The organism is Aestuariibaculum lutulentum, assembly GCF_032926325.1.
GTDB classification, from domain to species: Bacteria; Bacteroidota; Bacteroidia; order Flavobacteriales; family Flavobacteriaceae; genus Aestuariibaculum; species Aestuariibaculum lutulentum.
Window position 1 is genome coordinate 1880134 of sequence record NZ_CP136709.1, and the last position, 25813, is coordinate 1905946.

17 protein-coding genes and 1 tRNA gene are annotated in these 25813 nt (G+C 36.6%); 10 read left to right on the forward strand and 8 right to left on the reverse strand.

All coding sequences use genetic code 11. The features are described from left to right. Positions 1-172: 172 nt before the first annotated feature. The 6 genes from R1X58_RS08085 (at position 173) to R1X58_RS08110 (ending at position 10269) form a co-directional block, all read left to right on the forward strand. Positions 173-1150 (forward strand): pyruvate dehydrogenase complex E1 component subunit beta, encoded by a 978-nt coding sequence (locus R1X58_RS08085; RefSeq protein WP_240573689.1) that lies wholly within the window; start codon positions 173-175, stop codon positions 1148-1150. Positions 1151-1214: 64 nt separating this feature from the next. After that, positions 1215-3710, forward strand: coding sequence for a DUF5686 and carboxypeptidase-like regulatory domain-containing protein (locus R1X58_RS08090; RefSeq protein WP_394804320.1), 2496 nt, complete (start codon positions 1215-1217; stop codon positions 3708-3710). A 148-nt stretch (positions 3711-3858) separates the two neighbouring features. Then, the gene (locus R1X58_RS08095; RefSeq protein ID WP_240573687.1) at positions 3859-4251 is read left to right on the forward strand and encodes a hypothetical protein; all 393 of its coding nucleotides are present in this window, start codon (positions 3859-3861) and stop codon (positions 4249-4251) included. A gap of 225 nt (positions 4252-4476) precedes the next feature. Then, positions 4477-5562 (forward strand): efflux RND transporter periplasmic adaptor subunit, encoded by a 1086-nt coding sequence (locus R1X58_RS08100; RefSeq protein WP_240573686.1) that lies wholly within the window; start codon positions 4477-4479, stop codon positions 5560-5562. Between the two features lie 20 nt (positions 5563-5582). After that, the gene (locus R1X58_RS08105) at positions 5583-8828 is read left to right on the forward strand and encodes an efflux RND transporter permease subunit (protein WP_240573685.1); all 3246 of its coding nucleotides are present in this window, start codon (positions 5583-5585) and stop codon (positions 8826-8828) included. A 10-nt stretch (positions 8829-8838) separates the two neighbouring features. After that, positions 8839-10269 carry a TolC family protein gene (locus tag R1X58_RS08110; RefSeq protein WP_240573684.1) on the forward strand — a complete coding sequence of 477 codons (1431 nt, stop codon included), beginning with the start codon at positions 8839-8841 and terminating at the stop codon, positions 10267-10269. Positions 10270-10343: 74 nt separating this feature from the next. On the opposite strand, the gene R1X58_RS08115 is transcribed toward R1X58_RS08110, so the two are convergent. Together R1X58_RS08115 and R1X58_RS08120 are read right to left on the reverse strand one after the other, a co-directional pair. After that, positions 10344-10874 carry a hypothetical protein gene (locus tag R1X58_RS08115; RefSeq protein ID WP_240573683.1) on the reverse strand — a complete coding sequence of 177 codons (531 nt, stop codon included), beginning with the start codon at positions 10872-10874 and terminating at the stop codon, positions 10344-10346. Positions 10875-10972: 98 nt separating this feature from the next. Continuing rightward, a complete protein-coding gene (locus R1X58_RS08120) occupies positions 10973-13201 on the reverse strand; it encodes a M1 family metallopeptidase (protein WP_240573682.1) in 2229 nt (742 codons plus the stop codon). 253 nt (positions 13202-13454) lie between these two features. Between R1X58_RS08120 and R1X58_RS08125 the strand changes: the two genes are divergently transcribed. Beyond that, complete coding sequence (locus R1X58_RS08125) at positions 13455-13979, forward strand: inorganic diphosphatase (RefSeq protein WP_240573681.1); 525 nt, start codon at positions 13455-13457, stop codon at positions 13977-13979. Positions 13980-14110: 131 nt separating this feature from the next. Then, positions 14111-16492, forward strand: coding sequence for a sodium-translocating pyrophosphatase (locus R1X58_RS08130; RefSeq protein WP_240573680.1), 2382 nt, complete (start codon positions 14111-14113; stop codon positions 16490-16492). A gap of 66 nt (positions 16493-16558) precedes the next feature. Here the strand turns inward: R1X58_RS08130 and R1X58_RS08135 are convergent, their stop codons facing one another. The 4 genes from R1X58_RS08135 to R1X58_RS08150 all read right to left on the reverse strand — a co-directional run bounded on the left by R1X58_RS08135 (position 16559) and on the right by R1X58_RS08150 (position 21537). Further along, positions 16559-19087 (reverse strand): S9 family peptidase, encoded by a 2529-nt coding sequence (locus R1X58_RS08135; protein ID WP_240573679.1) that lies wholly within the window; start codon positions 19085-19087, stop codon positions 16559-16561. 155 nt (positions 19088-19242) lie between these two features. Further along, a complete protein-coding gene (locus R1X58_RS08140; RefSeq protein ID WP_240573678.1) occupies positions 19243-20097 on the reverse strand; it encodes a phosphatase PAP2 family protein in 855 nt (284 codons plus the stop codon). Positions 20098-20129: 32 nt separating this feature from the next. After that, positions 20130-20744, reverse strand: coding sequence for a deoxynucleoside kinase (locus R1X58_RS08145; RefSeq protein WP_240573677.1), 615 nt, complete (start codon positions 20742-20744; stop codon positions 20130-20132). A 4-nt stretch (positions 20745-20748) separates the two neighbouring features. Then, complete coding sequence (locus R1X58_RS08150) at positions 20749-21537, reverse strand: hypothetical protein (RefSeq protein WP_240573676.1); 789 nt, start codon at positions 21535-21537, stop codon at positions 20749-20751. A 230-nt stretch (positions 21538-21767) separates the two neighbouring features. Between R1X58_RS08150 and R1X58_RS08155 the strand changes: the two genes are divergently transcribed. Together R1X58_RS08155 and R1X58_RS08160 are read left to right on the forward strand one after the other, a co-directional pair. Continuing rightward, on the forward strand, positions 21768-22595 hold the full coding sequence (locus R1X58_RS08155; protein ID WP_240573675.1) for a GLPGLI family protein: 828 nt from the start codon (positions 21768-21770) through the stop codon (positions 22593-22595). A 146-nt stretch (positions 22596-22741) separates the two neighbouring features. Beyond that, positions 22742-22823: transfer RNA gene (locus R1X58_RS08160), tRNA-Tyr, on the forward strand. A 52-nt stretch (positions 22824-22875) separates the two neighbouring features. Here the strand turns inward: R1X58_RS08160 and R1X58_RS08165 are convergent. After that, positions 22876-24243, reverse strand: coding sequence for an alpha/beta hydrolase family protein (locus R1X58_RS08165; RefSeq protein ID WP_240573674.1), 1368 nt, complete (start codon positions 24241-24243; stop codon positions 22876-22878). Positions 24244-24319: 76 nt separating this feature from the next. Continuing rightward, positions 24320-25573 (reverse strand): methionine adenosyltransferase, encoded by a 1254-nt coding sequence (gene metK / locus R1X58_RS08170; RefSeq protein WP_240573673.1) that lies wholly within the window; start codon positions 25571-25573, stop codon positions 24320-24322. Positions 25574-25813: the final 240 nt, after the last annotated feature.

The following is a 25813-nucleotide window of genomic DNA, read 5'->3' on the forward strand; positions in this document are numbered from 1 at the left end:
TACGGCTCATTTCATAATAATTTTTATTTAATAAGTCTATTTTGGTTGCGGCTACGAAGTTAATTATTTTATTCTGAATATTTATTATGCATGCATAATAAATTTTAAATAATTCTTTAATAAGAATATAGCTTTTATTCCTATTTTTGTGACTCGAATTAAAATAGATTTAATGAAGACAATACAATTTAGAGAAGCTATCTGCGAAGCCATGAGCGAAGAGATGCGTCGTGATGAGAGCGTATACTTAATGGGTGAAGAGGTAGCAGAGTATAATGGTGCTTACAAAGCATCAAAAGGAATGTTAGATGAATTTGGACCAAAGCGTGTAATCGATACACCTATCGCAGAGCTTGGTTTTGCGGGTATTGCTGTAGGATCTACAATGACTGGTAACCGACCGATTGTAGAGTACATGACGTTTAACTTTTCTCTTGTTGGAATTGATCAGATTATAAATAATGCTGCTAAAATCAGACAAATGTCTGGTGGACAATTTAAATGTCCAATCGTTTTCCGTGGGCCAACAGCGTCTGCAGGACAGTTAGGAGCAACACACTCACAGGCTTTCGAAAACTGGTTTGCTAACACGCCAGGTTTAAAAGTTATCGTACCATCGACGCCTTACGATGCAAAAGGATTATTAAAAGCGGCTATCCGTGATGACGATCCGGTTATTTTCATGGAAAGTGAGCAAATGTATGGAGATAAAGGTGAAGTGCCAGAAGGTGAATACGTTTTACCAATTGGTGTTGCCGATGTGAAGCGCGAAGGTACCGATGTAACTATCGTGTCTTTTGGTAAAATCATTAAAGAAGCATTTAAAGCTGCTGATGAATTAGCTAAAGAAGGTATTTCTTGTGAAATTATCGATTTACGTACCGTTCGTCCAATGGATAAGAAAGCGATTTTAGAATCGGTAAAGAAAACAAACAGATTAGTTATTTTAGAAGAAGCCTGGCCTTTTGCTAACGTGTCTTCTGAGATTACTTATGTGGTACAATCTGAGGCATTCGATTATTTAGATGCTCCAATTGTAAAAATCAATACTGCTGATACACCAGCCCCTTATTCACCGGTGTTATTAGAAGAATGGCTTCCTAACAGCGAAGATGTTATTAAGGCTGTTAAGAAGGTATTGTATAAATAAAAATATTATTTTTACGTTATATAAACTTCATCAACATAACTGTTGGTGAAGTTTTTTTTGTAATATGAACTTAAGACTACTTTTTATATTTTTTTATTTCGGAATGATTACGGCCTTTGCTCAAACAAAGGTTAGTGGCTATGTGTTCGATGAATACGACCAGCCGGTTTCATTTGCCAACGTATTGTTTCAAGGATCTACGAAAGGAACCATTACCGACGAGAATGGTAAATTTTATTTAGAATCCGACGAAACTTGGGAAGCCTTAACATTATCCTTCATTGGTTATGAAACCTTAGTTATTCCGTTAGAGAAAAAAGTCAATTATAATTTAAAGTTCATATTAAAAGAAGAAGCAGCGCAATTAGATCAGGTATTAATTGTGTCTGGTAAACAATCTAAAAAGAACAATCCGGCGATTGATATTCTTCGAAAAATTTGGGAACACAAACGTAAAAATGGTTTGCGATTGTATAACCAGTACCAATACGATAAATACGAAAAAGTAGAATTCGACATTAACACCATAGATAGTGCACTTATAAAAAGTAAACTATTTCGAGGGATGGAATTTGTGTTCGAAGAAGTCGATACCTCTAATGTTACAGGTAAAACCTATCTACCTATCTTTATTAATGAAGCCGTGTCTACGGTTTACGGTGATAATATAATAAGTAAAGAAAAGGAAGTTTTAAACGGAAATAAAAACTCTGGTTTCAGCGATAATCAGGTAATTATCGATTTTGTAGATGACCTGTATTCCGATTATAATATTTATGAAAACTACATGAAGTTTTTCGACAAAAGCTTCGTGAGTCCTTTGTCACGCACAGGAATTAATACGTATAATTATGTGTTAATGGATAGTGCTTATATAGATAACAAATGGTGCTACAATATTAAATATTATCCAAGACGCAAAAACGAATTGACTTTTAAAGGCGATTTCTGGGTGGCCGATTCAACCTATGCCATAAAAGAAATAAATCTTCAGGCCTCTAAAAGTGCGAATATAAACTGGGTTAAAGATATTTATATTGAACAGGAATTTGAGGTAGTGAGTGATTCTGTATTTCTGGTGAAACGCGATTATATGATGTCTGATTTTGCTTTTAAGAAAAAAGAAGAGGCACGTGGTATTTATGGAAAACGAACTACTTTATTCAATAATTATAAATTCGATATAACCAAGGATAAGAAGTTTTACGAAGACGAAGTTTTTAATTACGATCAGGATGTTTACGATCGGGATGATGCTTTCTGGGATGCAAACCGAATGGAAGCTTTAAATAAAGATGAAAAAGGGGTTTATAAAATGTTAGACACCTTAAAAACAGTTAAGAAGTTTAAACATCTTTATAATTTAGGAAGCATTTTAACGTCGGGTTATATCGAATTCAATACCTTGCCATTAGATTACGGACCTATTTTTTCAAGCTTCGGATTTAATGAGGTTGAGGGCGTTCGTATCCGAACTGGAGGTAGAACCTATTTTGGTAAAAATGATTTATGGCGTTTAGAAGGGTATCTAGCCTATGGTTTTAAAGATGATAAGTTTAAGTATGGCTTTTCAGGAAAATGGCTTTTAGATAAAAAGAATAGATTTATTATTTCTGCCGGAAACAGACGCGATGTAGAGCAAATCGGGGTGAATTTAACGACTAATACCGATGTATTGGGTAGAAGTTTTGCTTCCTCTGGGTTGATCACTACAGGACCTAATGATAAACTAACTAGTATTAATTTAACGAGTTTGTATATCGAAACCGAACCGTTAAAGAATGTGGTTTTCAAAATAGGTGGAAACTATCGAACTCTAGAATCGGCATCACCAACCTTTAGTTTAGATTATAATACGGAAGACGGCATAGCTTCTGAAATTAAACAATTTGAATCTTCGCTGTCGGTGTCTTATTTTCCAAAACGAAAAATGACAGGTTTCGGGGTTGAACGCTTACATGCCAATGATGATTATGCGAGCCTTTTTGCGCAGGTAACGAGAGGTGATAAAGAGTTTTTTAACAGCGATTTCGATTATACAAAATTGCAATTTTCATACACACAACCTTGGCAAATTGGTGGTTTTGGCCGTTTAACTACCGTGGTTGAAGCTGGTAAAACGATAGGAGAGGTACCTCTTGGGTTATTAAGTATCGTGCCCGGAAATCAATCGTATTTTTCAATTTACAACACCTTTTCACAACTTGATTATTATGAGTTTGTTACCGACACGTATGCGTCGTTTCATGTAGAACATAATTTTAACGGACGTTTATTTTCAAGAATTCCGTTTCTAAGAAAACTTAATTGGCGTGAAATTGTAAGTTTTAGAAGTGCCTGGGGAGAACTTTCAGACGAAAATATAGCTTTAAATACTACAGATAATCCATATGCCGTTCCGTTAATTGCTCCTAGTAATGAAATCTATTATGAATATGGCTTTGGAATTGGAAATATTTTTAAAGTGTTTCGAATAGATTTTAACTTCAGAGGTAATTATTTCGACAATCCTGATGCTCGAAAATTCGGTGTAACAGGAACTTTTGGCTTCTATTTTTAGAATTTTGTTTTTATTTAGACTGTTAAATGCTTTATTGATAGTTTTTTAGTTTCAAAAAAATCAAAATAATATTAATTGTCATTTTAACAAATTTTTATGTCAAACCTTTTGTTTAGTTAAATAACCCGATATAGTTTTGTTTTCCTGAATGAAAAAAGCATTTTTTAAATATCTTCTTTTTCTCCTTGTATTCGTTTTAAACGGATATAATCAGTTGTATGCTAATGTAATTGAGCAAGACAACCATTGTTTGCCATGCATTAAGCATAACCATTCTAATCAGGTTTCAGCTGATCACCAGTTAAATTTTACTCATGCAACTTCAGATGAGTCATTAGATTTAAAGGTTACCGAAATAGAAATTGAAGAGAGTGAAAAGGCACTTTCAAAAAAGATAGGGCAGGATAATGCGTTTACCGTATTTCATTTAGCTTCAGAACATTACTACAATATTAATAACAAAAGCCTGATTCCTAACGGGCTTTTTTGCTATACGCTCTTTAGTAAGCGTCACATTTTATTCCAGGTATTTAGAATATAGAATCTGAATAAGACCAAAAAGGGTCTTATTGCTGGCAAACTTATGCCAAATTACATTCTTTTTTATCACAAAAAAGGAATGCCTGCTTGTATCTCTATATTCTGGAAATAAGCAAACCAAATTTATTAATTATTACAAAATGCATTGTGGCAAGGCTATTGGCTTGTTATGAGCTGCGCTATGCTTCGGTGCGTTTTAATCTGAATCAAAACACCCTATAAACAGATGACAAAAAAGTTTCTATTGGTAACAGGTATGTGCGCCTTGTTACTATCAACTAGTTGCGAATCAAAACATGAAAAAAAGGAAAAGGAAGTTGCCTTTTTAGTAACCAATCCTGTGGTTATGGACACCACAATAACAAAAGATTACGTGTGCCAAATTCATTCTATCAGAAATATAGAATTAAGAGCATTGGAAAAAGGATATTTAAAAGCGATTCATGTTGATGAAGGGCAGACGGTAAAAAAAGGACAGAAAATGTTCGACATTATGCCTAACGTGTATCAGGCCGATTTACAAAAAGCTAAGGCGGAAGCAGAAGTTGCAGAAATTGAATATAAAAACACAAAAATGTTAGCCGATAACGATGTGGTTTCTGCAAACGAATTAAATATGAGTAAAGCTAATTTCGATAAAGCTAAAGCTGAAGTTGCCTTGGCAGAAACACATTTAAGCTTTACAGATATCCGTGCGCCGTTTGATGGTATTATGGATCACCTGCATGTCCGTGAAGGTAGTTTGCTTGATGAAGGTGAATTATTAACGTCTTTATCAGATAACAGCAAAATGTGGGTATACTTCAATGTGCCTGAAGCCGAGTATCTAGATTATATCATGAATCATTCTAAGGAAAGTGCGAAAGAGGTAAGCCTCTTAATGGCCAATAATAAAAAGTTTCCGCACGATGGAAAAGTGGAAACAATTGAAGGAGAATTTAATAATGAAACCGGAAATATTGCTTTCAGAGCAACTTTCGATAATCCGGAAGGGATTTTAAGACATGGTGAAACCGGAAGTATTCTTATGAAAGTACCTTACAACGAAGCCATGATTATTCCGCAGAAAGCGACCTTCGAAATTTTAGACAAAAAGTATGTTTTTGTTATCGATAAAGACCATGTCGTAAGACAACGTGAAATTACCATAGAAGCCGAATTACCACATCTATTCATTGTTCAAAAAGGATTGTCTACTAAAGATAATGTGCTACTTGAAGGTATTAGAATGGTGAAAAATGGTGAAAAGATTCATGTCAAGTTTGAAAAACCTAATGTGGTTATGGCGGGCTTAGATATGTATGCAGAGTAATTTAAAAAACTTACAACATTATGTTTAGGAAATTTATAAAAAGACCGGTGCTGGCTATCGTCATTTCGGTAATTATCGTATTTACGGGTTTGCTCGCTATCAAGCAGCTGCCCATCTCTCAGTTTCCACAAATAGCACCTACCACGGTAAATATTTTTATTGCTTATCCGGGGTCTAGTGCCGATGTTTTGGTGAACTCCACGCTTATTCCTTTAGAAACAGCAATTAACGGGGTTCAAGGTATGCGTTATATCGCATCTGATGCCACCAGTGCCGGCGAAGGAACACTGCGTATTATTTTCGAACCGGGAACCGATCCCAACCAGGCGGTAGTTCGGGTAAAAACACGTGTCGACCAGGTTATGCCTTTATTACCGGAGCTGGTACAACGTGAGGGGGTAATTATTACACCGGTTCAGCCAAGTATGTTAATGTATGTGAACTTGTTTAGTAAGCAAAAAGATAACGATGAGAAGTTCCTTTACAATTATGCATACACTAAAATTATCCCGGAGATTCAACGTATTAATGGTATTGCCAGTGCTCAGATTTTAGGAAGTAGAAAATACGCGATGCGAGTTTGGTTAAAACCAGACCGTATGCGTGCCTATAATATTTCGGCAGAAGAGGTCCTGGAAGCCATGCAGGATCAAAGTATTCTGGCCAGACCGGGTCGATTAGGAAGAAGTTCTGGGATTGCTTCGCAGTCATTAGAATATGTGTTGACTTATGAAAACCGATATAGCGAACCAGAACAGTATAAAGACATTATTATTCGAGCAAATGAAGAAGGCGAAACTTTAAGGCTTGCCGATATTGCCGAAGTAAAGCTTGGTAGTGAGTTCTTCGATATTTATTCCAACTTAGATGGAAATCCATCAGCGTCTATTGTCTTAAAACAAACCTTCGGCAGTAACGGTAGTGATGTTATTGATGCTGTTAAAGATAAATTGAAAGAGTTAGAAGAAGATTTACCTCCGGGAATAGAATATAAAATCAGTTACGACGTATCGAATTTCTTAGATGCATCTATCGAACAAGTGCTTCATACCTTGCGGGATGCCTTTATTTTAGTGGCTGTTGTAGTGTTCTTGTTTTTAGGTGACTGGCGATCAACATTAATTCCAATTATTGCGGTACCGGTATCCTTAATCGGAGCCTTCTTTGTCATGCAAATGTTCGGGCTTTCCATAAATTTAATTACCCTATTTGCTTTGGTATTGGCGATTGGTATTGTGGTCGACGATGCGATTGTGGTGGTGGAAGCCGTCCATTTGAAAATGGAAGAAGAACATCTCACGCCTTATCAGGCATCATACAAAGCCTTGAGTGAAATTGGAGGTGCTATTGTTGCTATTACTTTGGTGATGGTGTCGGTATTTTTACCAATATCATTCATGACAGGACCTGTTGGGGTGTTCTATCGTCAGTTTTCGATTACTATGGCGGGATCGATTATTATTTCAGCAGTCGTAGCATTAACATTAACACCGGTTTTATGTGCCATGATGTTGAAAAACAACCACGGTAAACCAAGAAAAAAATCACCTATAGATAAATTTATCGATTGGTTTAACCGCGGTTTCGAAAAACTTACCGGACGTTATGTTAACGTGTTGAATAAAATTGTAGCCAGACGCGTGTTAACCTTCGGAATGTTAATTGCGTTCTGTGTAGGTATCTTTTTTGCCAATAAATCGTTACCGGCAGGATTTATTCCAAGTGAGGATCAGGGAATGATTTATGCCATTATTCAAACACCACCGGGAGCAACCTTAGAGCGTACTAACGAGGTGGCCAGAAAACTTCAAAAAATATGTGAAGAAACCGAAGGCGTAGAGTCGGTATCATCTTTGGCAGGTTACGAGATTATGACCGAAGGTCGTGGATCGAACGCGGGGACCTGTTTAATTAACTTAAAACCATGGAGCGAACGTCATCATTCGGTACACGAAATCATGGAAGAGTTAGAGGAAGAAACCAGAGATTTAGGTGCGGTTATTGAGTATTTCGAGCCGCCGGCAGTACCAGGTTTCGGGTCTTCAGGTGGTTTCTCTATGCGTTTATTAGATAAAACCAATTCTACCGATTATCATGAATTCGAACGCATAAATAATCAGTTTTTAGATGCGTTATCAGTTCGTAAAGAGTTAACTGGATTGTTTACGTTTTATTCTGCAAATTATCCGCAGTATCATTTAAAAATTGATAATAAAAAAGCCATGCAAAAAGGGGTAACCATTGGTAAAGCCATGGAAAACCTTAATATTTTAATAGGTAGTACTTACGAGCAAGGATTCATTCGTTTTGGTCGTTTCTTTAAAGTATATACGCAGGCTGCACCGGAATACCGCAGAATACCTTCAGATTTAGAAAAACTTTATGTGAAGAATGAAGAAGGAGACATGGTGCCGTATTCAGCATTCATGACTTTAGAAAAACAATTGGGGCCTAACGAGATTACACGATATAACCTGTACAATTCGGCAGCTATTCGTGGGTTACCGGCTAAGGGTTACACCAGTGGAGATGCAATTAATGCTATTAAAGAAGTAGCTGCTGAGGTGTTACCACGTGGCTACGATATTGCCTGGGAAGGATTGACTTACGATGAAGCAAACCGCGGAAACGAATCCATTTACATTTTCGCGGTGGTATTAATCTTCGTGTATTTCGTTTTAGCTGCACAATACGAAAGTTTCTTATTGCCATTAGCTGTAATCTTATCATTACCGGTTGGTATTTTCGGGTCGTTTGTATTGCTTAAAGGTATGGGCTTAGCAAACGATGTGTATGCTCAAATCGGGCTCATCATGCTGGTCGGACTACTCGGTAAAAATGCCGTATTAATTGTAGAGTTTGCGGTACAGAGGCGACGCGAGGGTGCAACCATTTTAGAAGCAGCCATCGAAGGTGCTAAAGCGCGTTTCCGTCCTATTTTAATGACGTCGTTTGCGTTTATTGCCGGGTTAATTCCGTTAGTAATTGCAACAGGAGCCGGAGCTATTGGTAACCGTACCATTGGTGGATCAGCCATGGGTGGTATGCTTTTAGGAACATTGTTTGGAGTTATTGTTATTCCGGGGCTGTACTACATTTTTGGAACTTTAGCCGATGGTAAAACATTAATAAAAGATGAAAGTACAGAGCCCATTTCAGAAGAGTTTATACGTGTTAATGAGGAAGAAGGTAGGTTACGAAATAAGGTGAATCAATTAACAAATCTTTTAAAAAAAATAACCAAAAGAACAGGCGATGAACAATAAAAGAAAACATATGTTACACTATAAAAAAATAGGGTTGCTGGGCGCTGTCGTTTTAACCAGTCTGTATTCTTGTGTGCCGACTATTGGGGTGATGAAGGAACGAAAGGATGTACCGGAACAATTTCAAAATCAATCTTCCGATACAACAAATACAGCCGATGTTCACTGGCAGGAATATTTTACCGATCCGCATTTGTATGCTTTAATTGAAACGGCATTACAAAATAATCAGGAGTTGAATATTACCTTACAGGAAATTGAAATTGCCCGTAATGAAGTGAAAGCCAAAAAAGGAGAGTACTTGCCTTTTGTAGATTTTAAAGCTGGCGCTGAAGTTGAAAAAGTTGGGCGTTATACCAGCCAGGGTGCGAATGACGCCAATACCGATATCAGACCGGGAGAGGAATTTCCTGAGCCTTTACCGAATTACGGTTTGGCGCTTCAGGCGCGTTGGGAACTTGACGTTTGGAAAAAGTTGCGCAATGCAAAAAAGGCAACCTACCAGCGTTATATTGCTTCGGTTGAAGGCCGAAACTTTTTGGTGACAAATCTGATTTCAGAAATCGCCAATTCCTATTACGAATTGCTGGCTTTAGATAATCAGTTGCGTATTGTTGAAGAAAATATCAAAATTCAATCTAACGCCTTAAATATTGTAAAACTTCAAAAGCAGGCAGCTCGCGTTACCGAGCTGGCAGTGAAACGTTTTGAAGCCGAGGTGATGCACACCAGAAGTTTACAATTTGATATTAAACAGCAAATTGTGGAAACCGAAAACAATATCAACTTTTTAGTGGGTAGATTTCCGCAGACGGTTATTAGAAGTTCGGACTCGTTTTACGATTTAATTCCTGAACATTTAGCGGTTGGTGTGCCTACGCAATTGTTGGAAAATCGTCCGGATATTCGTCAGGCGGAAATGGAACTAGAAGCAGCAAAATTGGATATTAAAGTAGCGAAAGCGAGATTTTATCCATCACTTGGTATTTCGGCAGGGGTAGGTTTAGAGGCTTTTAAACCATCGCTGTTAACCGAAACGCCAGAGTCGTTATTGTATTCTGTGGTTGGTGATATTGCCGGGCCACTTATTAATAGAAATGAAATAAAAGCGGCATATTATAATGCCAGCGCAAAGCAAATACAAGCAGTATTTAATTATGAAAGAACGGTGTTGAACGCGTATCTCGAAGTTGCTAATCAGCTCTCTAAAATTAGTAATCTTGATAAAAGCTACGATTTGAAATCGCAGAAAGTAGATGCGCTTACCCGTTCAATCGATATTTCGAATACCTTGTTTAAGTCGGCAAGAGCGGATTATTTAGAAGTGTTGTTAACTCAAAGAGAAGCATTAGAGTCTAAATTTGAGTTGGTTGAAACTAAAAAGGAGCAAATGAATGCGATGGTTAATATGTATCGTGCTTTAGGAGGAGGTTGGGATTAAGCTCCTCCTGATTTTAGTGTTTTGATGAGAAAACCCCAAAGGATTTGGTCTTTTGGGGTTTTTGATTAAAACTATTATTGATTTGTTAAATAGTATTCTACATTTATGATTTCCATTGTACTTGCACTTCCATAAATTAATGATTCTTCCTTGTCAAAAGTGAGTGTACAGGAAGAATTAGCATCAATGCTATAGCAATGATTTGTTGCATTAGAAGCATAGTAGTTGCCAGAAGTGTATTCAACATTATCAGATTTAATGGTTAATACAGCAATACCTTCCACAGGAAAATTATTTGGGTTATTAAGTTTGATTTCAAACTGAAGTCTAGAGGTGTCATTGCTAGTATCAGGGGTGTAATTGAAACTAATAATCTCATATTTGAAGTTTTCTAATATTGGCGCATTAACTTCAATAGGTTCTGGGTCAGGAGTGTCACAAGGAACTTCCATTGTTGTTTCGTAATAATAAGATTGATTATTTACGAAATAAACATTATTTACGGTTATAGTTTTGGTACAATCATCATCTTTGGAATTGTCACAACTATAGGTGAGAATTAAGTAAGTGCATGCGAGAAGATATTTAATAGTTTTTATTACCATGTTCAATAAAATTTAAGGCATATCATTAAGAAATGAGGTTTAAAAGAAAACCCCAAATAACTTTATTATTTGGGGTCAAAATTATAAATTATTACTGTTTATTTTTGAGTTTTCTTCTCTTTAAAACTATCAAAATCCGATGGAGTTTCCGTTTTCGGGAAGCTGTTATTGTTCATATCGGTATCGGCAAATTCAAAATTAGGATCTAAATTAACCGTGCTTACTTCTTTGTCTTTCAAGAAGGTTTTTGTCACTTCATATTCGTTAAGTCTCCAGATATCGGCAGGTAATTTGTCGGTTTCTTTTGAGCCATCGGTATATACCCACTCAATAGTTACAGGCATGATTAAACCACCAACATTTTTTATGGTGATTTCATAAATGTTTTTGCCTTGTAATTGTTTACGCATTTCGGCTTCATCCAGTCTGGATAAAAATCCGCCGTAAGCATTATCAGGCGTGTCGGTCATGGTAATCACTTCTGGTCCGTTTGAAAAATCTTTTGGGTTTTCAGCAGTGCTTTCCCCTTCAATTTTCACGGATTTCTTTTTCTGCTGATCTTCAATGTTCAGGTTTTCTTCGTAAACTTTATACCACTTTACATTGCTTAATTCCATGTCAACATGATCCACAGTGAAAAACCAGCCTCTAAAAAACCAATCTAAATCGGTAGCTGTAGCATCTTCAAGTGTTCTGAATAAATCGCCTGGATTTGGGTGTTTGTATTTCCAGCGATTAGCATATTCTTTAAATGCCTGGTCGAATAATTCTTTGCCAATAATTGATTCGCGAAGCATTTGTAATCCTACCGTTGGTTTTTGGTAAAAGTTGTTTCCAAATTGGGTTAATAATTCGTTATCTGAAGTGGTCATGATTGGGCGTAAAATATTTTTATCGCCACTCATAAACGGCACAATGCTTTTTGGTGTGGTATAACTGAATTGAGGATAGCGTTCTTCAATAGTACGCTGGTGGATAAACGTGTTTAAACCTTCGTCCATCCACATCCATTTACGCTCATCTGAACTTATAATCATCGGGAACCAGTTATGTCCCACTTCGTGGACAATGGTACCAATCATTCCTTTTTTAGCGCCGTCACTCATTTTGCCATCTTTTGGGCGACCACCATTAAAGCTAATCATTGGGAATTCCATACCAATATTAGAAGTGTTCACCGAAATAGCTACTGGATATGGGTAGTCGAAAGTGGCTTCAGAATACACTTCCAAAGCATTTTTTATCGCTTTTGTAGATTCTTCTTCCCACACCGGAAGACCTTCTTCAGGAAAGTAAGACATCGCCATTACTGTATTGGTTGGTAATTTTACAGCCTGAGCATCCCAGATAAATTTCCTAGAAGAAGCGAAAGAAAAATCTCTTACGTTTTCAGCATGGAATTTCCATGTTTTCGTTTTTGAGCTTTTTGTTTTTTTATTAGCGGCAGCTTCTTCCTGAGTGATGATTAAAACAGGTTTGTCGAACGATTTTTTGGCATCATCAAAGCGTTTTCTTTGTGTTTTTGTTAATACATTTTCACTATTTTGAAGTTCTCCAGTTGCTGCAACCACATGATCTTCAGGAACGGTAATTTCAACATCGTAATCACCAAACTCCAAAGCGAATTCACCTAAGCGTCTAAATTGTTGATTTTGCCAGCCTTCGGTATCGTTATAAACCGCCATTCTTGGAAACCAGTGCGCAATTAAATAAATGGTATTGTCATCTTCCGGGAAATATTCATAACCTTCACGACTTAACATAAACATGCTTCTGTCGGTAATCGGGTAAGACCAGCCTAAAGAAAAACTTAAGTTTTCACCCGATTTTAAAGGTGTGTTTAAAAGAACCTTCATCATGGTGTTATTCACCAAGGCTTTAATTGTGTTTCCAGAAGTATCTTTTATGTATTTAATGGAATAACCTGCCGGGAAGTCAATAGCTCTGGTAAGGAATTGCATTTGTCGGCTGTTCATACCATCGGAAACACCACCTAAGGCATCACCAAAATCAGGGTTTTCTTTTTTGTTGACGTTTTGTTCCAGTTGAAGCCATAAATAGGTTAGGTCGTCTGGTGAATTGTTGTAATACGTAATGGTTTCTTCTCCAGTTAAAACATTTGTTTTTTCATCTATTGAAGCTTTGATTTTGTAATCGGCTCGTTGTTGCCAGTATTCACGTCCGGGAGCGCCACTAGCGGTACGGTAAGAGTTTGGTGGTGCAATCATATTATCGATTGGCTCAAATTTGCCTTGCCATGGTTTGGTTTGTGCCTGTGCAGAAAAAATGGCACAGACGGGCAATAGAAGTAAGTAATGTAAACGCATAAATATTTAAAGTTAGTCACAATAGAAGGACAAGATAATAAATAGTTTGAGTCGAGTTGTTAAAACAGGCCGAGAATTGCATTATACTTGGAATAAGTGGGTTTTTCCCGTAAAATTATACAGATAAAATTTGATTTGGAATTTAAAGAAAATGAGTTCAAACGTTTAACCTTAAATTATGATTATAAATCCTAAGCTTTTGTTGTTAAATGCATAAGTGTTCAGTACATTTGCACGACCAAATACGAATATAATGAGCAACGAACAAGTAACATTTGATGTTTTAATAGAAATCCCAAAGGGTAGTAGAAATAAATACGAGTACGATTTTACATTACACAAAATCCGTTTTGATCGCATGTTGTTTTCATCGATGATGTATCCGGGTGATTACGGTTTTATTCCTGAAACCTTAGCACTAGATCAAGACCCTTTAGATATTTTAGTTTTAGGGCATCAGCCAACTTTCCCAATGATAGTTATGGAGGTAAGACCAATTGGTGTTTTCTATATGACTGATGAGAAAGGTCCGGATGAAAAAGTTATTTGTGTTCCTGTATCAGATCCAATCTGGAGTAAAAAGATGGATATTAGCGATATTAACCCACACCGTTTAAAAGAAATCGAGCATTTCTTCCAGGTATATAAAGACTTAGAGAAGAAAAAAGTAGATACAGGTGGATGGGGTAATGCAGACGATGCGGTTAGAATTTACCAGGAGTGTGTGAAGCGTTATGAAGAAAGCGACCACAAGAAAAAAAGAACCTTTACAATCTAAATTCACAGATTAATAAAATATTGTAAAATGAATGAGCCATCTTTAACAAAAGGTGGCTTTTTTTATCACTTATATTTTCCTATTTTTAGCAGTATTAAAAAAATATATTAACATAAAACCAATAAACTAATATGGAATTAATAGTGAACTTTTTACCGCTTTTCGGAGTGTTGGCATTAGCATTTGTATTTATTAAAAGTGCCTGGGTGTCCAAGCAGGATCAGGGCAATGAAAAAATGATTAAAATTGCTAAAAATATAGCCGATGGGGCTATGTCGTTCCTTAAAGCCGAATATAAAATTTTATCAATATTTGTTATTGCCGTAGCCGTTTTATTGTATTTTAAAGGAAGTGCCGAAGCAGGCTCTAACGGTATGGTTGCAGTATCATTTATTGTGGGCGCTATTTGTTCTGCGTTAGCAGGTTTTATAGGAATGAAAGTAGCTACTAAAGCCAATGTAAGAACTACAAGTGCCGCGAGAGTATCCTTAGGGAAAGCACTTGAGGTGGCTTTTGCTGGTGGTGCTGTTATGGGACTTGGTGTTGTGGGCTTAGGTGTACTTGGATTAAGCGGCCTTTTCATGATTTATAGCGAAATGGGCTGGGGCATCAACGAAGTGCTTAATGTGCTTTCCGGATTTTCTCTTGGAGCTTCGTCAATTGCATTATTTGCACGTGTAGGCGGTGGAATTTACACCAAAGCTGCCGATGTAGGTGCCGATTTAGTAGGGAAGGTGGAAGCAGGTATCCCTGAAGATCACCCGTTAAACCCAGCAACCATTGCCGATAACGTTGGAGATAACGTAGGAGATGTTGCCGGAATGGGAGCCGATTTATTTGAGTCTTATGTGGGATCTATTATCGGAACCATGGTGCTAGGTGCCTTTATTATCACTCCTGATTTTAATGGACTTGGAGCTGTTTATTTACCGTTGGTATTAGCGGCTGTAGGTATTATTATGTCTATTATAGGTACTTTCTTTGTAAAGGTTAAAGACGGCGGGAATCCACAAACCGCTTTAAATATTGGTGAGTTCGGCTCAGCAGGGTTAATGGTTGTTGCCTCTTATTTTATTATTAATACCATGATTCCAACGGGAACCGAAGGTTTGCCAAACGGATCATTAGGTGTTTTTATAGCGGTTATTGCAGGTTTGATAGCTGGTTTAGCCGTTGGAAAAGTAACCGAATATTATACAGGAACAGGTAAAGCTCCAGTAAATTCAATTGTTAAGCAATCTGAAACAGGTTCTGCAACTAATATTATTGCCGGATTAGGTATTGGGATGATGTCTACAGCAATTCCAATTATTTTAATTGCTGCGGCTATTTTAGTGTCGCATTATTTTGCAGGATTATATGGTATCGCTATTGCGGCAGTGGGGATGTTAGCAAACACAGGAATTCAGTTAGCAGTTGATGCTTACGGACCTATTTCTGATAATGCTGGTGGTATAGCTGAAATGGCGGAATTACCAAGTGAAGTTCGTGAGCGTACCGATAAATTAGATGCAGTTGGAAATACTACAGCAGCCATTGGAAAGGGATTTGCGATTGCTTCGGCAGCTTTAACAGCTTTGGCGTTATTTGCAGCCTTTATGAAAACAGCAAATGTAACGGCTATCGATGTATCGCAACCAGATATTATGGCGGGATTACTTGTAGGAGGAATGTTGCCTTTTGTGTTTTCAGCTTTATCGATGAATGCTGTTGGACGTGCAGCCATGGCTATGATTGAAGAAGTTCGTCGTCAGTTTAGAGATATTCCAAAGTTAAAGGCAGCTTTAGAAGTGATGCGTAAATACGATTCAGATATGAGTAAAGCTTCGGAAGCTGATAGAAAAATATTTGATGAAGCCGATGGGGTTGCAGAATACGAAAAATGTGTGGCTATTTCAACACAAGCGTCGATAAGAGAAATGGTATTGCCAGGACTTTTGGCGATTGCCGTACCTGTAGCTATCGGATTTATTGGAGGAGCAGAAATGTTAGGCGGTTTATTAGCTGGAGTGACGACTTGTGGTGTACTTATGGCAATTTTTCAGTCTAATGCTGGTGGTGCCTGGGATAACGCTAAAAAAACCATTGAAGAACAAGGAAGAAAAGGAACTGATGCGCATAAAGCTGCAGTGGTAGGAGATACGGTTGGAGATCCGTTTAAAGATACATCGGGTCCTTCGTTAAATATCTTATTGAAATTAATGAGTGTTGTGGCTTTGGTTATTGCGCCTAGTATTGCCTTATCTTTAGATGGCGATACGGCTTATGCTTCAAATCAAGTTGAGGTCGCTAAAGAAGTGAAAGTAAATATGACTAAAAATGATGATGGTACTGTAAAAGCAATAGTAACTACGGTAACGACTTCTAATGGAGAAACATCAACATCGTATGATACTTTTGAGGGAACAGAAGATGAAGTGAAGTCTAGTGTTGAAGCTTTAGGTGAAAAATCAGGTGATCATATCATCGTGAAGAAAGTTGTAAGGGACGTAGAATCTGAAATTGGAGACTAAAGTTGAACAAATTACAGTAAAAAAAAGCCACACTTAAAGTGTGGCTTTTTTTTACTGTAAAACTGTTTAATGTTTTCGTGGCATGTCAATATTCATTTCTTTGATATCGGTGTCGGTCACTTCAACACCCAATAAGTATTTGCTGAAATAATCCGCTTTTAGCCAGAAGAAATACTCATACATTTGACCAAAGCCATGGCGTTGACCAGGCATAACCATAAAGTCGAAACGTTTGTTTGCTTTAATTAACGCATCGGCAACTCGAATGGTTGAAGCAGGATGAACGTTGTTGTCAATGTCTCCTGTAACAAGCATTAGTTTTCCTTTTAAGTTCTTCACCAAAGACTGGTTTTTATCAATGTTATACTGAAATGAAATTTTGTCTTCAGCTCCAATAACTTCTTTAATTCCATGGTGGGTTTCACTCCACCAACTGTTGTAAATGGTGTTGTCATGATTTCCGGCAGATGATACAGCAACTTTAAAGAAATCTGGATAGACTAACATGGCTGCGGTAGACATGAATCCGCCACCCGAGTGACCATAAATTCCAACTTTATCAATATCTATATAATTGTATTTATCGGCTAATTGCTCGGCAACATATTTTTTGTCTTCTAAACCATAATCTCTAAGGTTTCCGTAACCATAAGTGTGATACCATTTAGAACGCGCCGGATGACCACCGCGGTTACCAACTGTAACCACAATAAAGCCTACCTGAGCCATACGGTCGGTGTTGTGCATGCTTACCGAGAACGATTTATTTACGGCTTCGGTTTGCGGGCCAGGGTATACGTATTCTAAAATCGGATACTTTTTAGTTTCATCGAAATCGTAAGGTTTGTACATGACTCCGTATAAATCGGTGATACCGTCGGCAGCTTTTAATTTAAACGGTTCCGGGAATTTATATCCGGCCGCCATAAGTTGTGATAAATCGGCTTCTTCTAATTCTAAAATTACTGATCCGTTGCTGTTTCGAAGTTCCGATTTAGGTACGGTGTTAACTCTTGAAAAGTTGTTAACAAAGAAAAGATTAGAATCTGATAAATCGATACTGTTATTGAAGTCGCCTTCATTTAAACATTTAAACCCGCTTCCATTTAAGTTTACTTTGTATAAATGCTCGTAGTAAGGGTCTTCATTTTTATTTACTCCGGTAGCTACGAAATAAACGGTACGTGTTTTTTCGTCTATACCTTTAAAATCATCAACGTGGAATTCACCTGAAGTCACCTGATTTTTTAATGTTCCGTTAGCATCATATAAGTAGAAATGCCCCCAGCCATCGCGTTCAGACCAGTGTAGAATTTCGGTTTCATTGTTTAACAAAACAATGTTCTTCTTGTCTACAAATGTATTGAAGTGATCTTCTATTAGGGTTTTTACTTCACCTGTATTGATGTCGGCAACATGAATGTCTAATCGTTTACGGTCGCGACTAACCGTACTGAAATAGATTTTGTCTTTTTCAGAAAGTAAAAGGCGTGGTTTGTGTTCTCTTTTATCGGTCTTTTTGTATTCATGTGCATAGATTGCAATTGTCTGTTGAACAGTACTATCTAATTGAACCGATTTAATTTCTTTAGAAGGCATGTCGAAGATTAATACACTTGTCTTATAAAACTCCGGCTCACCAGCCATATGATACTTATAAGTTTCAAGTTCAGGACGCCCTTTTGCAACCGAGTTGATAACCCATAAATCTTTAATATGACGAGAATCCCTTTTAGCAAATACGAATTTTTTAGAGTCATGAGACCAGTAACCGTAGATGGCTTCCCGTTTTGTAGTATCGGCAGGTTTAGTCGTGTTACTTTCTTCCTTGTCACTGCCACCATACCCAAAATAACGTTCACCGTCTTTTGTCCATTGGTTTTCAACAACGGTGGTGTCTTTTTCGTCTTTTACAATCTTAAGGAAGTTTTCTTTATCCATCCAATACAGGTTGTGGTTCTTAGAGAATAAAACTACTGTACTGTCAGGAGATACATTGGCCCATTTTTTCCAAGGCTCTTTTTTCTCTTTTTCGTTTTCGAGAATGGTTAACCCATTAGCACCTAATTTGTATTCAAGAAAGTACTTTTTCTTCTCCATTTTAGGAGCTTTCTTTTTCTCCTTTTTAGTTTTGGTAGAATCGGTTTGTATTGAGTCTGTATCTTTTTTAGTTTTTTCATCAACCACTTCAACTTCTTCATTTGACGTTAATTTGAAACGTATGGCTGTATCGTTATCAACAAATTCGAAATCGAATTTAGGTAAGTGTTTAGCATCGTATGGGTCTTTAGTGATTTCGGTTAACCACTTCGCCATTTTTGCATTGTCGAACAGTTTCTTTTTGGTTCTTTTATCGGCATCTACAATGTAGTAGTTAGAGCCTTCAGTGGTTTTGTATTGATACCAAAAACGGTTTCCACTCTCCAGCCAGTGGGGATCAACAGTAGTGGAATGCACCATTTTTGAAATGTTGTATGGAGAAAACTTTGTGGCCAACCTGTAATTGGGTGTTGGGGTCAGGTTTTCCTGATTTTCCTGTGAAAAGGATATGTTAGCCAGTAAAGCTAACAAGAAAAATAAGGTAATTTTTTTCATGGGTTATGATCGACAAATTTTTATGAAGCCACGAAAATATACATTCATACCAGTAATAAATGGTAATTAAATGTTAAAAACCTTAATAAAAATGTTATAATTTGATTGAAATGATGTGATTAATTTAAAAAACAATAAAAATAAACAGGATGAAATTAAAACGTACCAACGATACCTAAAGTACCATAGCCCGCTTTAAACTGCCAGCTAATTTTATTTGGTTGAGCATAGGAGTAGGCCCCTTTTTTCTTCATGAAATTATCAACACCATCTACAGTAACAATAGCAATAGCATAACCCAGTCCTACATCGCTTAACCAATGTGCTCCTGCCCATAATCTTGAAATTGGCGCAATAGAACCAACAGCATAAATACCGGCTTTAACCCAGATATTTTCAAATTGTTTGGCAATCGCGTGAGCCATAGAAACCGATAAAATCGTGTGACCAGAAGGGAACGAGTGGTATCCAGCTTCTTTAGAAAACATATCGAAATCATTTCTGTCTCCATCGGTTGGGCGTGCTCTTCCTATTATGTTTTTTGAGAGCGTTTGAATAATGCCTGAAGTGACTGCCGAACCTATAATTAAAACCCCTGTTTCACGAACCTTTTCATTATCTGTTATAAGTCCAAAACCATAAATTCCAGCCGAAATCATAAAGAAGTTTTGTGGGCTTCCAAAGTACCAACCAAATTCTTTTAAAACCTGTGGGGCATTTTCTCCTTGTTCAAGAAAATAGGTGTGAGCATCTGTATCGGCAGCATATAATAAACCAGTTCCAGCCACAATTCCAGCTGCAGTTAGAAAGTCCTTTTTTTGCCAACGTAAAGGTTGTGTAAATCCATTACCTACGCTTTTAAGTACAAACCCTCCATCGTATTTTAGGTTTTGCCAAATACGACCTTTTTCCTTAGTTGTAGATAAGGAGTCAGTTGCTGTTTGAGCGTTGCTGATGAATACACTGCATATAAGTGTAACGGTAAGTGCTAAATATTTTGTCGCCGTCATTATCGTTGATAAAAATTAAGGCCGCAAAAGTACTAAAATAAGCCGTTTATTTCTGCATCGATGGTGTTAATAACATAGCCTAAATCTTCAGGGTTTGATACAAAATCTAATTTATCGACATCAATAATTAGTAACTTCCCTTTATTATAACCATGAATCCATGCTTCGTAACGTTCATTAAGTCGGCTTAAGTAATCAATACTTATAGAGTTTTCATATTCTCGACCACGTTTTTGAATTTGAGATACCAGATTAGGAATAGAGCTTCGTAAATAGATTAGGATATCGGGTCCCTGTACTAAGGATTCCATTAAATCAAAAAGGGAACGGTAATTCTCGAAATCGCGATTTGTCATAAGTCCCATAGCATGTAAATTGGGAGCAAAAATATGAGCATCTTCATAAATGGTGCGATCCTGAATGATATCTTTTCCGCTTTCTCGAATTTGTAAAATCTGGCGAAAACGGCTATTTAAAAAGTATACCTGAAGGTTGAAACTCCAACGTTCCATTTGGTTGTAAAAATCATCTAAATACGGATTATCGACAACATCTTCGAGCTGCGCTTCCCAGTGATAATGTTTTGCAAGTAGTTTTGTTAGAGTGGTTTTTCCTGCGCCAATATTTCCGGCAATAGCAATATGCATAGTGTTAGATGGTTTTTATTTGGTATTCATGTAGGGTTTCATTGTCGTAAATATACAAGGTTTCCTTGGTTACAAAAAACGCATCTATCAATAAATTTGGTAATTTTATAGGGATAATTTTATCAGATTCATTTTTTAAAAAGAATAGTGTATTCTCCTTTTTCAGGATAATATTTTCGTTACTCTGATCGAATGCTGTAAAGCCTTTATTTTTTATTTTTTTAATCAGACTCCCAAAGTAATTGTAGATGTACAAGTACTTTTCGGTAAGTACCCAACAGGTATTGTAATTACTTTTAATATCCAGAACATTATTTTGAATAGGCATTGATTTTGCACGAGTAGTTTTCGTTTTGTAGTCGTAAAGTTCGAGTTGCTGGTTGTTTTCATTAAATACCCAAATGGTATTATCGTACCCTGTTGAAACGTGCGTTACATATTTTTGTTCTTCTAAGGCGTTGAAATCTATTTTTGTGATTTCGGCCATGCGATTATCTAAAATAACAACCGTGTTGAAATCTTTATAAAACAAATTAATCTTTAACGGATTGAATGTGTTTACAGAAGTAATGTCTCCTAATTGAAAGTTATTATATCCAATATCAATGCCTTTAGAGTTTTTCTCTTTTTTAAATAAAACATTGTCGAAAATATAAAACGTTGCTTCAAAGCTTGAAACGCTTACAAACCTATCAGCTTCCAGTTTGGTATCTTTAATAAACGAAGTCTCAATAAATTCCTGAGAATGTACCGAGATTGATAAAAAAGTAATTAGATATATTAAATGTTTCATGTAGAAATCAAAAATACAAAAAAGCCTTAATGTTTTTATTAATAAAACAGTTTTTGGTGTCATTATATCCTTGTCTTTTAAACATATATTAAAAAGGCTATTTCTTGTTTTATTTATATTTTAACATATAGCAATTAAACTTAATCATATTTTTGATATCTAACTACAATGAAATCAACTTTTCTGAAGGAGTATTGTTAACTTTTTAAAACAAAAATCAACGTATGAAAATGAAATACATTAAAGAATTAGTTTTAGCATCGGCTTTGTTTGTCTCGATAATGGGCTTTGCTCAAAAAGATTTTCAAGGTATTGCCTACTATAAGTCTAATACCAATGTCGATACACAAGGTTTTGGCGGTGGAGATATGGATCCGGAGCGCCAAAAGCGTATGGTAGAGCGTATGAAAGAAATGCTAGATAAAACCTATACCTTAACGTTTAATCAAATTGAATCTTTTTATAAAGTGGAAGAAACTGAGAATTCAGGTGGCGGCGGTGGTAGATGGAGAGGTATGATGAATAGCTTTTCTAATGGTCCTCAGTATAAAAATATAAAGGCAAAGCAGTTAATACAAGATCAGGAGTTTTTTGGTAAGCAGTTTTTAATAAAAGATGAATTGCCAAATTTAGATTGGAAGATGACCAACGAGTCCAAAAAGATTGGCGAATATATGTGTTTAAAAGCAACAGCTAAAAGAACGGTGCCTAACGTAGGGCCTGGAAATTTTAGAAGACGCCCAAATGCCGATGGTCAAATGGAAGAACCAGCTCCAACCAAGGAGGTAGAAGTGGAAGCTTGGTATACATTAAAAATTCCAATTAATCAGGGGCCTGGAGATTATTGGGGACTTCCGGGATTAATTTTAGAGGTTACTGTAGATAGAACCACGTTATACTGTTCAAAAATTGTGATGAATCCAGCTGAAAAAGTTGCGATTGAAGCACCTTCAAAAGGGAAGGAGATTAGTAGAGCAGATTACGATGATTTGGTAAAAAAGAAAATGGAAGAAATGCGTTCTCAGTTTAGTGAGCGTGCCGGAGACCGCAGATTTTAATCTGAAAACGATAGATTATAGATTTTTTTTGAAAAAAAAGTTATTTGTAAAAGCTTGTTAATTATGGTTTTGAATATTTTTTCAAAAAAACGAGCATTTTTATGTTGTGTAGTTTAATAATCTATGATATATTTGCACCCGGTTTTGGGAAGATACTCAAGCGGCCAACGAGGGCAGACTGTAAATCTGCTGACTAAGTCTTCGCAGGTTCGAATCCTGCTCTTCCCACAAAACTGAAAAGCCTGCATTACGCAGGCTTTTTTATTTCAAATACTTTCATTTAATTTTTAAGCTCCAAAGTCGGAGGATTTAAATACTTTTTGAAGAATGTATACAGAGTATCTAAATCTTTTTCTGTTTGAGGAACGGCATGACCTGTGCCGTAATCTACAAGAGTTTGGTTAGGTACATTGAGTTTGTCAAGTTTGTTTTTTAAGTGTAATATTTGGTCTTGGTAGTAAGCATCATCAGTAGTATTATAGAAGAATAAAACTGGAGCTGTTTCTGAAGTTTCAACAAGATATTCCGAACCCATAGTTTTCCATAAATCATAATTGTCTTCTAAAGCACCCCAGGCCCATGGGCAACGTAATTCTAAATTACCATCGCCATCGTCAAGCGTATTGTATATTTGAGTATAATCGAATACGCCTGGTCCAAGTGCAGCGACTTGTACATCGTCTGAAATACCAATATTAAAACCGGCATTTTCAAACAAGGGAACCGATTTATCACCAATAGCCATGGAACCTGCGGTAGAACCTCGTGAGAAGCCGTAAATACCAATATCTCCAGAAAGACCTAAGTCATTAGTCATACTTCTTAATGTACGAATAGCCGATTTAACTTTTTGTGCCGTATCCGGGTTCGTCTCATACGATTTGTAGGTGTCGTTTGGTCCCTCTTTGGGTTTGCCGCTTCCCCATGAACAGTATTTTGGGTGATCGGCAATAGCCCATGCCAAACCATGAGCAGGGGCGCCTTGTAGAAATGAATCATTAAAACCGGAAAATGTATACGGTAAAAAGGTTCTCAGGTTTTTATGGTCGTCGGTTAAAGTGTTTTTCTCTTTGTTGAACGTAGCATAGCTGTTACTATACGAAAAGGATAAAATAGTCGGCACTTCTTTTGAAGGATTAGCCGGGTATATAATATCCATATTTAGCATATCACCTTCAGTGTATTGGTCAGGTCGGTTATAAACCGTTGGGTCATCTTTAAAATAAGGTATATTTCGTTTTATTCGGTAGCCTTCGAATAATATATATGATTGAATTTTTGAGCAATCGCTAAATCCGCAAAAATTACCTTCCGCTAAAGCGTTATTTATAACAATAATATCTTGATTGATTTTTGAGGCAATGGCGTTTGGATTGTTCTTGTAGTTTAATTCAATAACCCGATATCCTTGGTTTAACAGCCATTTTACGTTTTCAGAATTTGTGTAACCGCCAAGCTTTTTAAATCCTAAATTTTCAAGGTAAACAATGGTTAGATAGTTTCCATTAACATCTTGAACAGGAGTTTTAGATTCATGTGTTTTATAGGTAATCTTACTTTGTGCAGTATTACTCAACCATGTTTTTTTTGTGGCGCATGAGTTTAAGGTGATTGCTAAAATAAGTAGAAGGGTTAATTTGTGTAGCATGATGAAATGTATAGAAATAAAAAACTCCGTAAGTTTAAAGTTACGGAGTTTTTTAATTTTTATAAGGAATTGCAGATTATAAGTTGAAAGCTGCTTTCACTTGATCTACATAGTCTAATTTTTCCCATGTGAATAATTCCACATCTAAAGTAACACTTTCACCTGTAGGTTGGGTGAAGGTTTTTGTTACGATTTCATTAGTGCGTCCCATGTGTCCGTAAGCCGCAGTTTCACTATAAATAGGGTTTCTTAGTTTTAAACGCTCTTCGATAGCAAATGGTCGCATGTCGAATATTTCAGAAACTTTTTCAGCGATTTCACCATCGGTCATGTTAAACGGACAAGTTCCATAGGTATTAATAAAAATACCCATTGGTTCAACTACACCAATCGCATAACTTACCTGTACTAAAACTTCGTCGGCTACACCAGCAGCAACTAAGTTTTTAGCAATATGGCGCGTTGCATAAGCAGCACTACGGTCTACTTTACTTGGGTCTTTTCCAGAGAAAGCACCACCACCGTGTGCACCTTTTCCACCGTAAGTATCTACAATAATTTTACGACCTGTAAGTCCGGTATCACCGTGTGGTCCACCAATTACGAATTTACCAGTCGGGTTAATGTGATATTTGATATCATCGTTAAATAAAGCCTGAATTTGCTCTGGTAATTTAGCGATAACACGAGGAATTAAAATCTCTACAATGTCTTTTCTAATTTTAGCTAACATGGTATCGTCATCAGCGAAATCGTCGTGTTGCGTAGAGATTACAATTGCATCGATGCGTTGCGGAACATTATCATCACTATATTCAATCGTTACCTGGCTTTTAGAGTCTGGTCTTAAATAAGTGATGTCTTTGTTTTCACGTCTTAGAGCTGCTAATTCAGTTAAAAGTAAGTGTGATAAATCTAGAGCCAAAGGCATGAAGTTTTCGGTTTCGTTAGTGGCGTAACCAAACATCATTCCCTGGTCTCCTGCACCTTGTTCTTCTTTAGAAGCTCTGTCTACACCACGATTAATATCGTCAGACTGTTCATGAATTGCAGAAAATACACCACAAGAGTTTCCGTCGAACATATATTCGCCTTTAGTGTATCCAATTTTGTTAATTGTATCTCTTGCAATTTTTTGAACGTCAAGATAGGTGTGTGACTTAACCTCACCGGCAAGAACAACCTGACCTGTAGTTACAAGAGTTTCACATGCTACTTTCGACTCTTTATCAAAAGCTAAAAAATTGTCAATTAAAGCGTCGCTAATTTGGTCAGCAACCTTATCTGGGTGGCCTTCAGAAACACTTTCCGAAGTAAATAAATATGCCATAAAACTATTTTTATACTAAGATTTGACGGATAACGTCGAAGGAAGTTTACACTGCCTTTAGCATTTTTGCTTGCATTAATCTCATTTTTAATTGTTTAAAAAAATAAGGTTATACAAAGAGGTTGCAATCAGTCAAATCTTTCCTCTGTTATTTTTCGAGGGCAAAAGTAAAAAAATAATAAGGAATAGAGAATTACTTTTGATTTTTTTAAGGATTTAATTGGAGTTTAAATAAATATT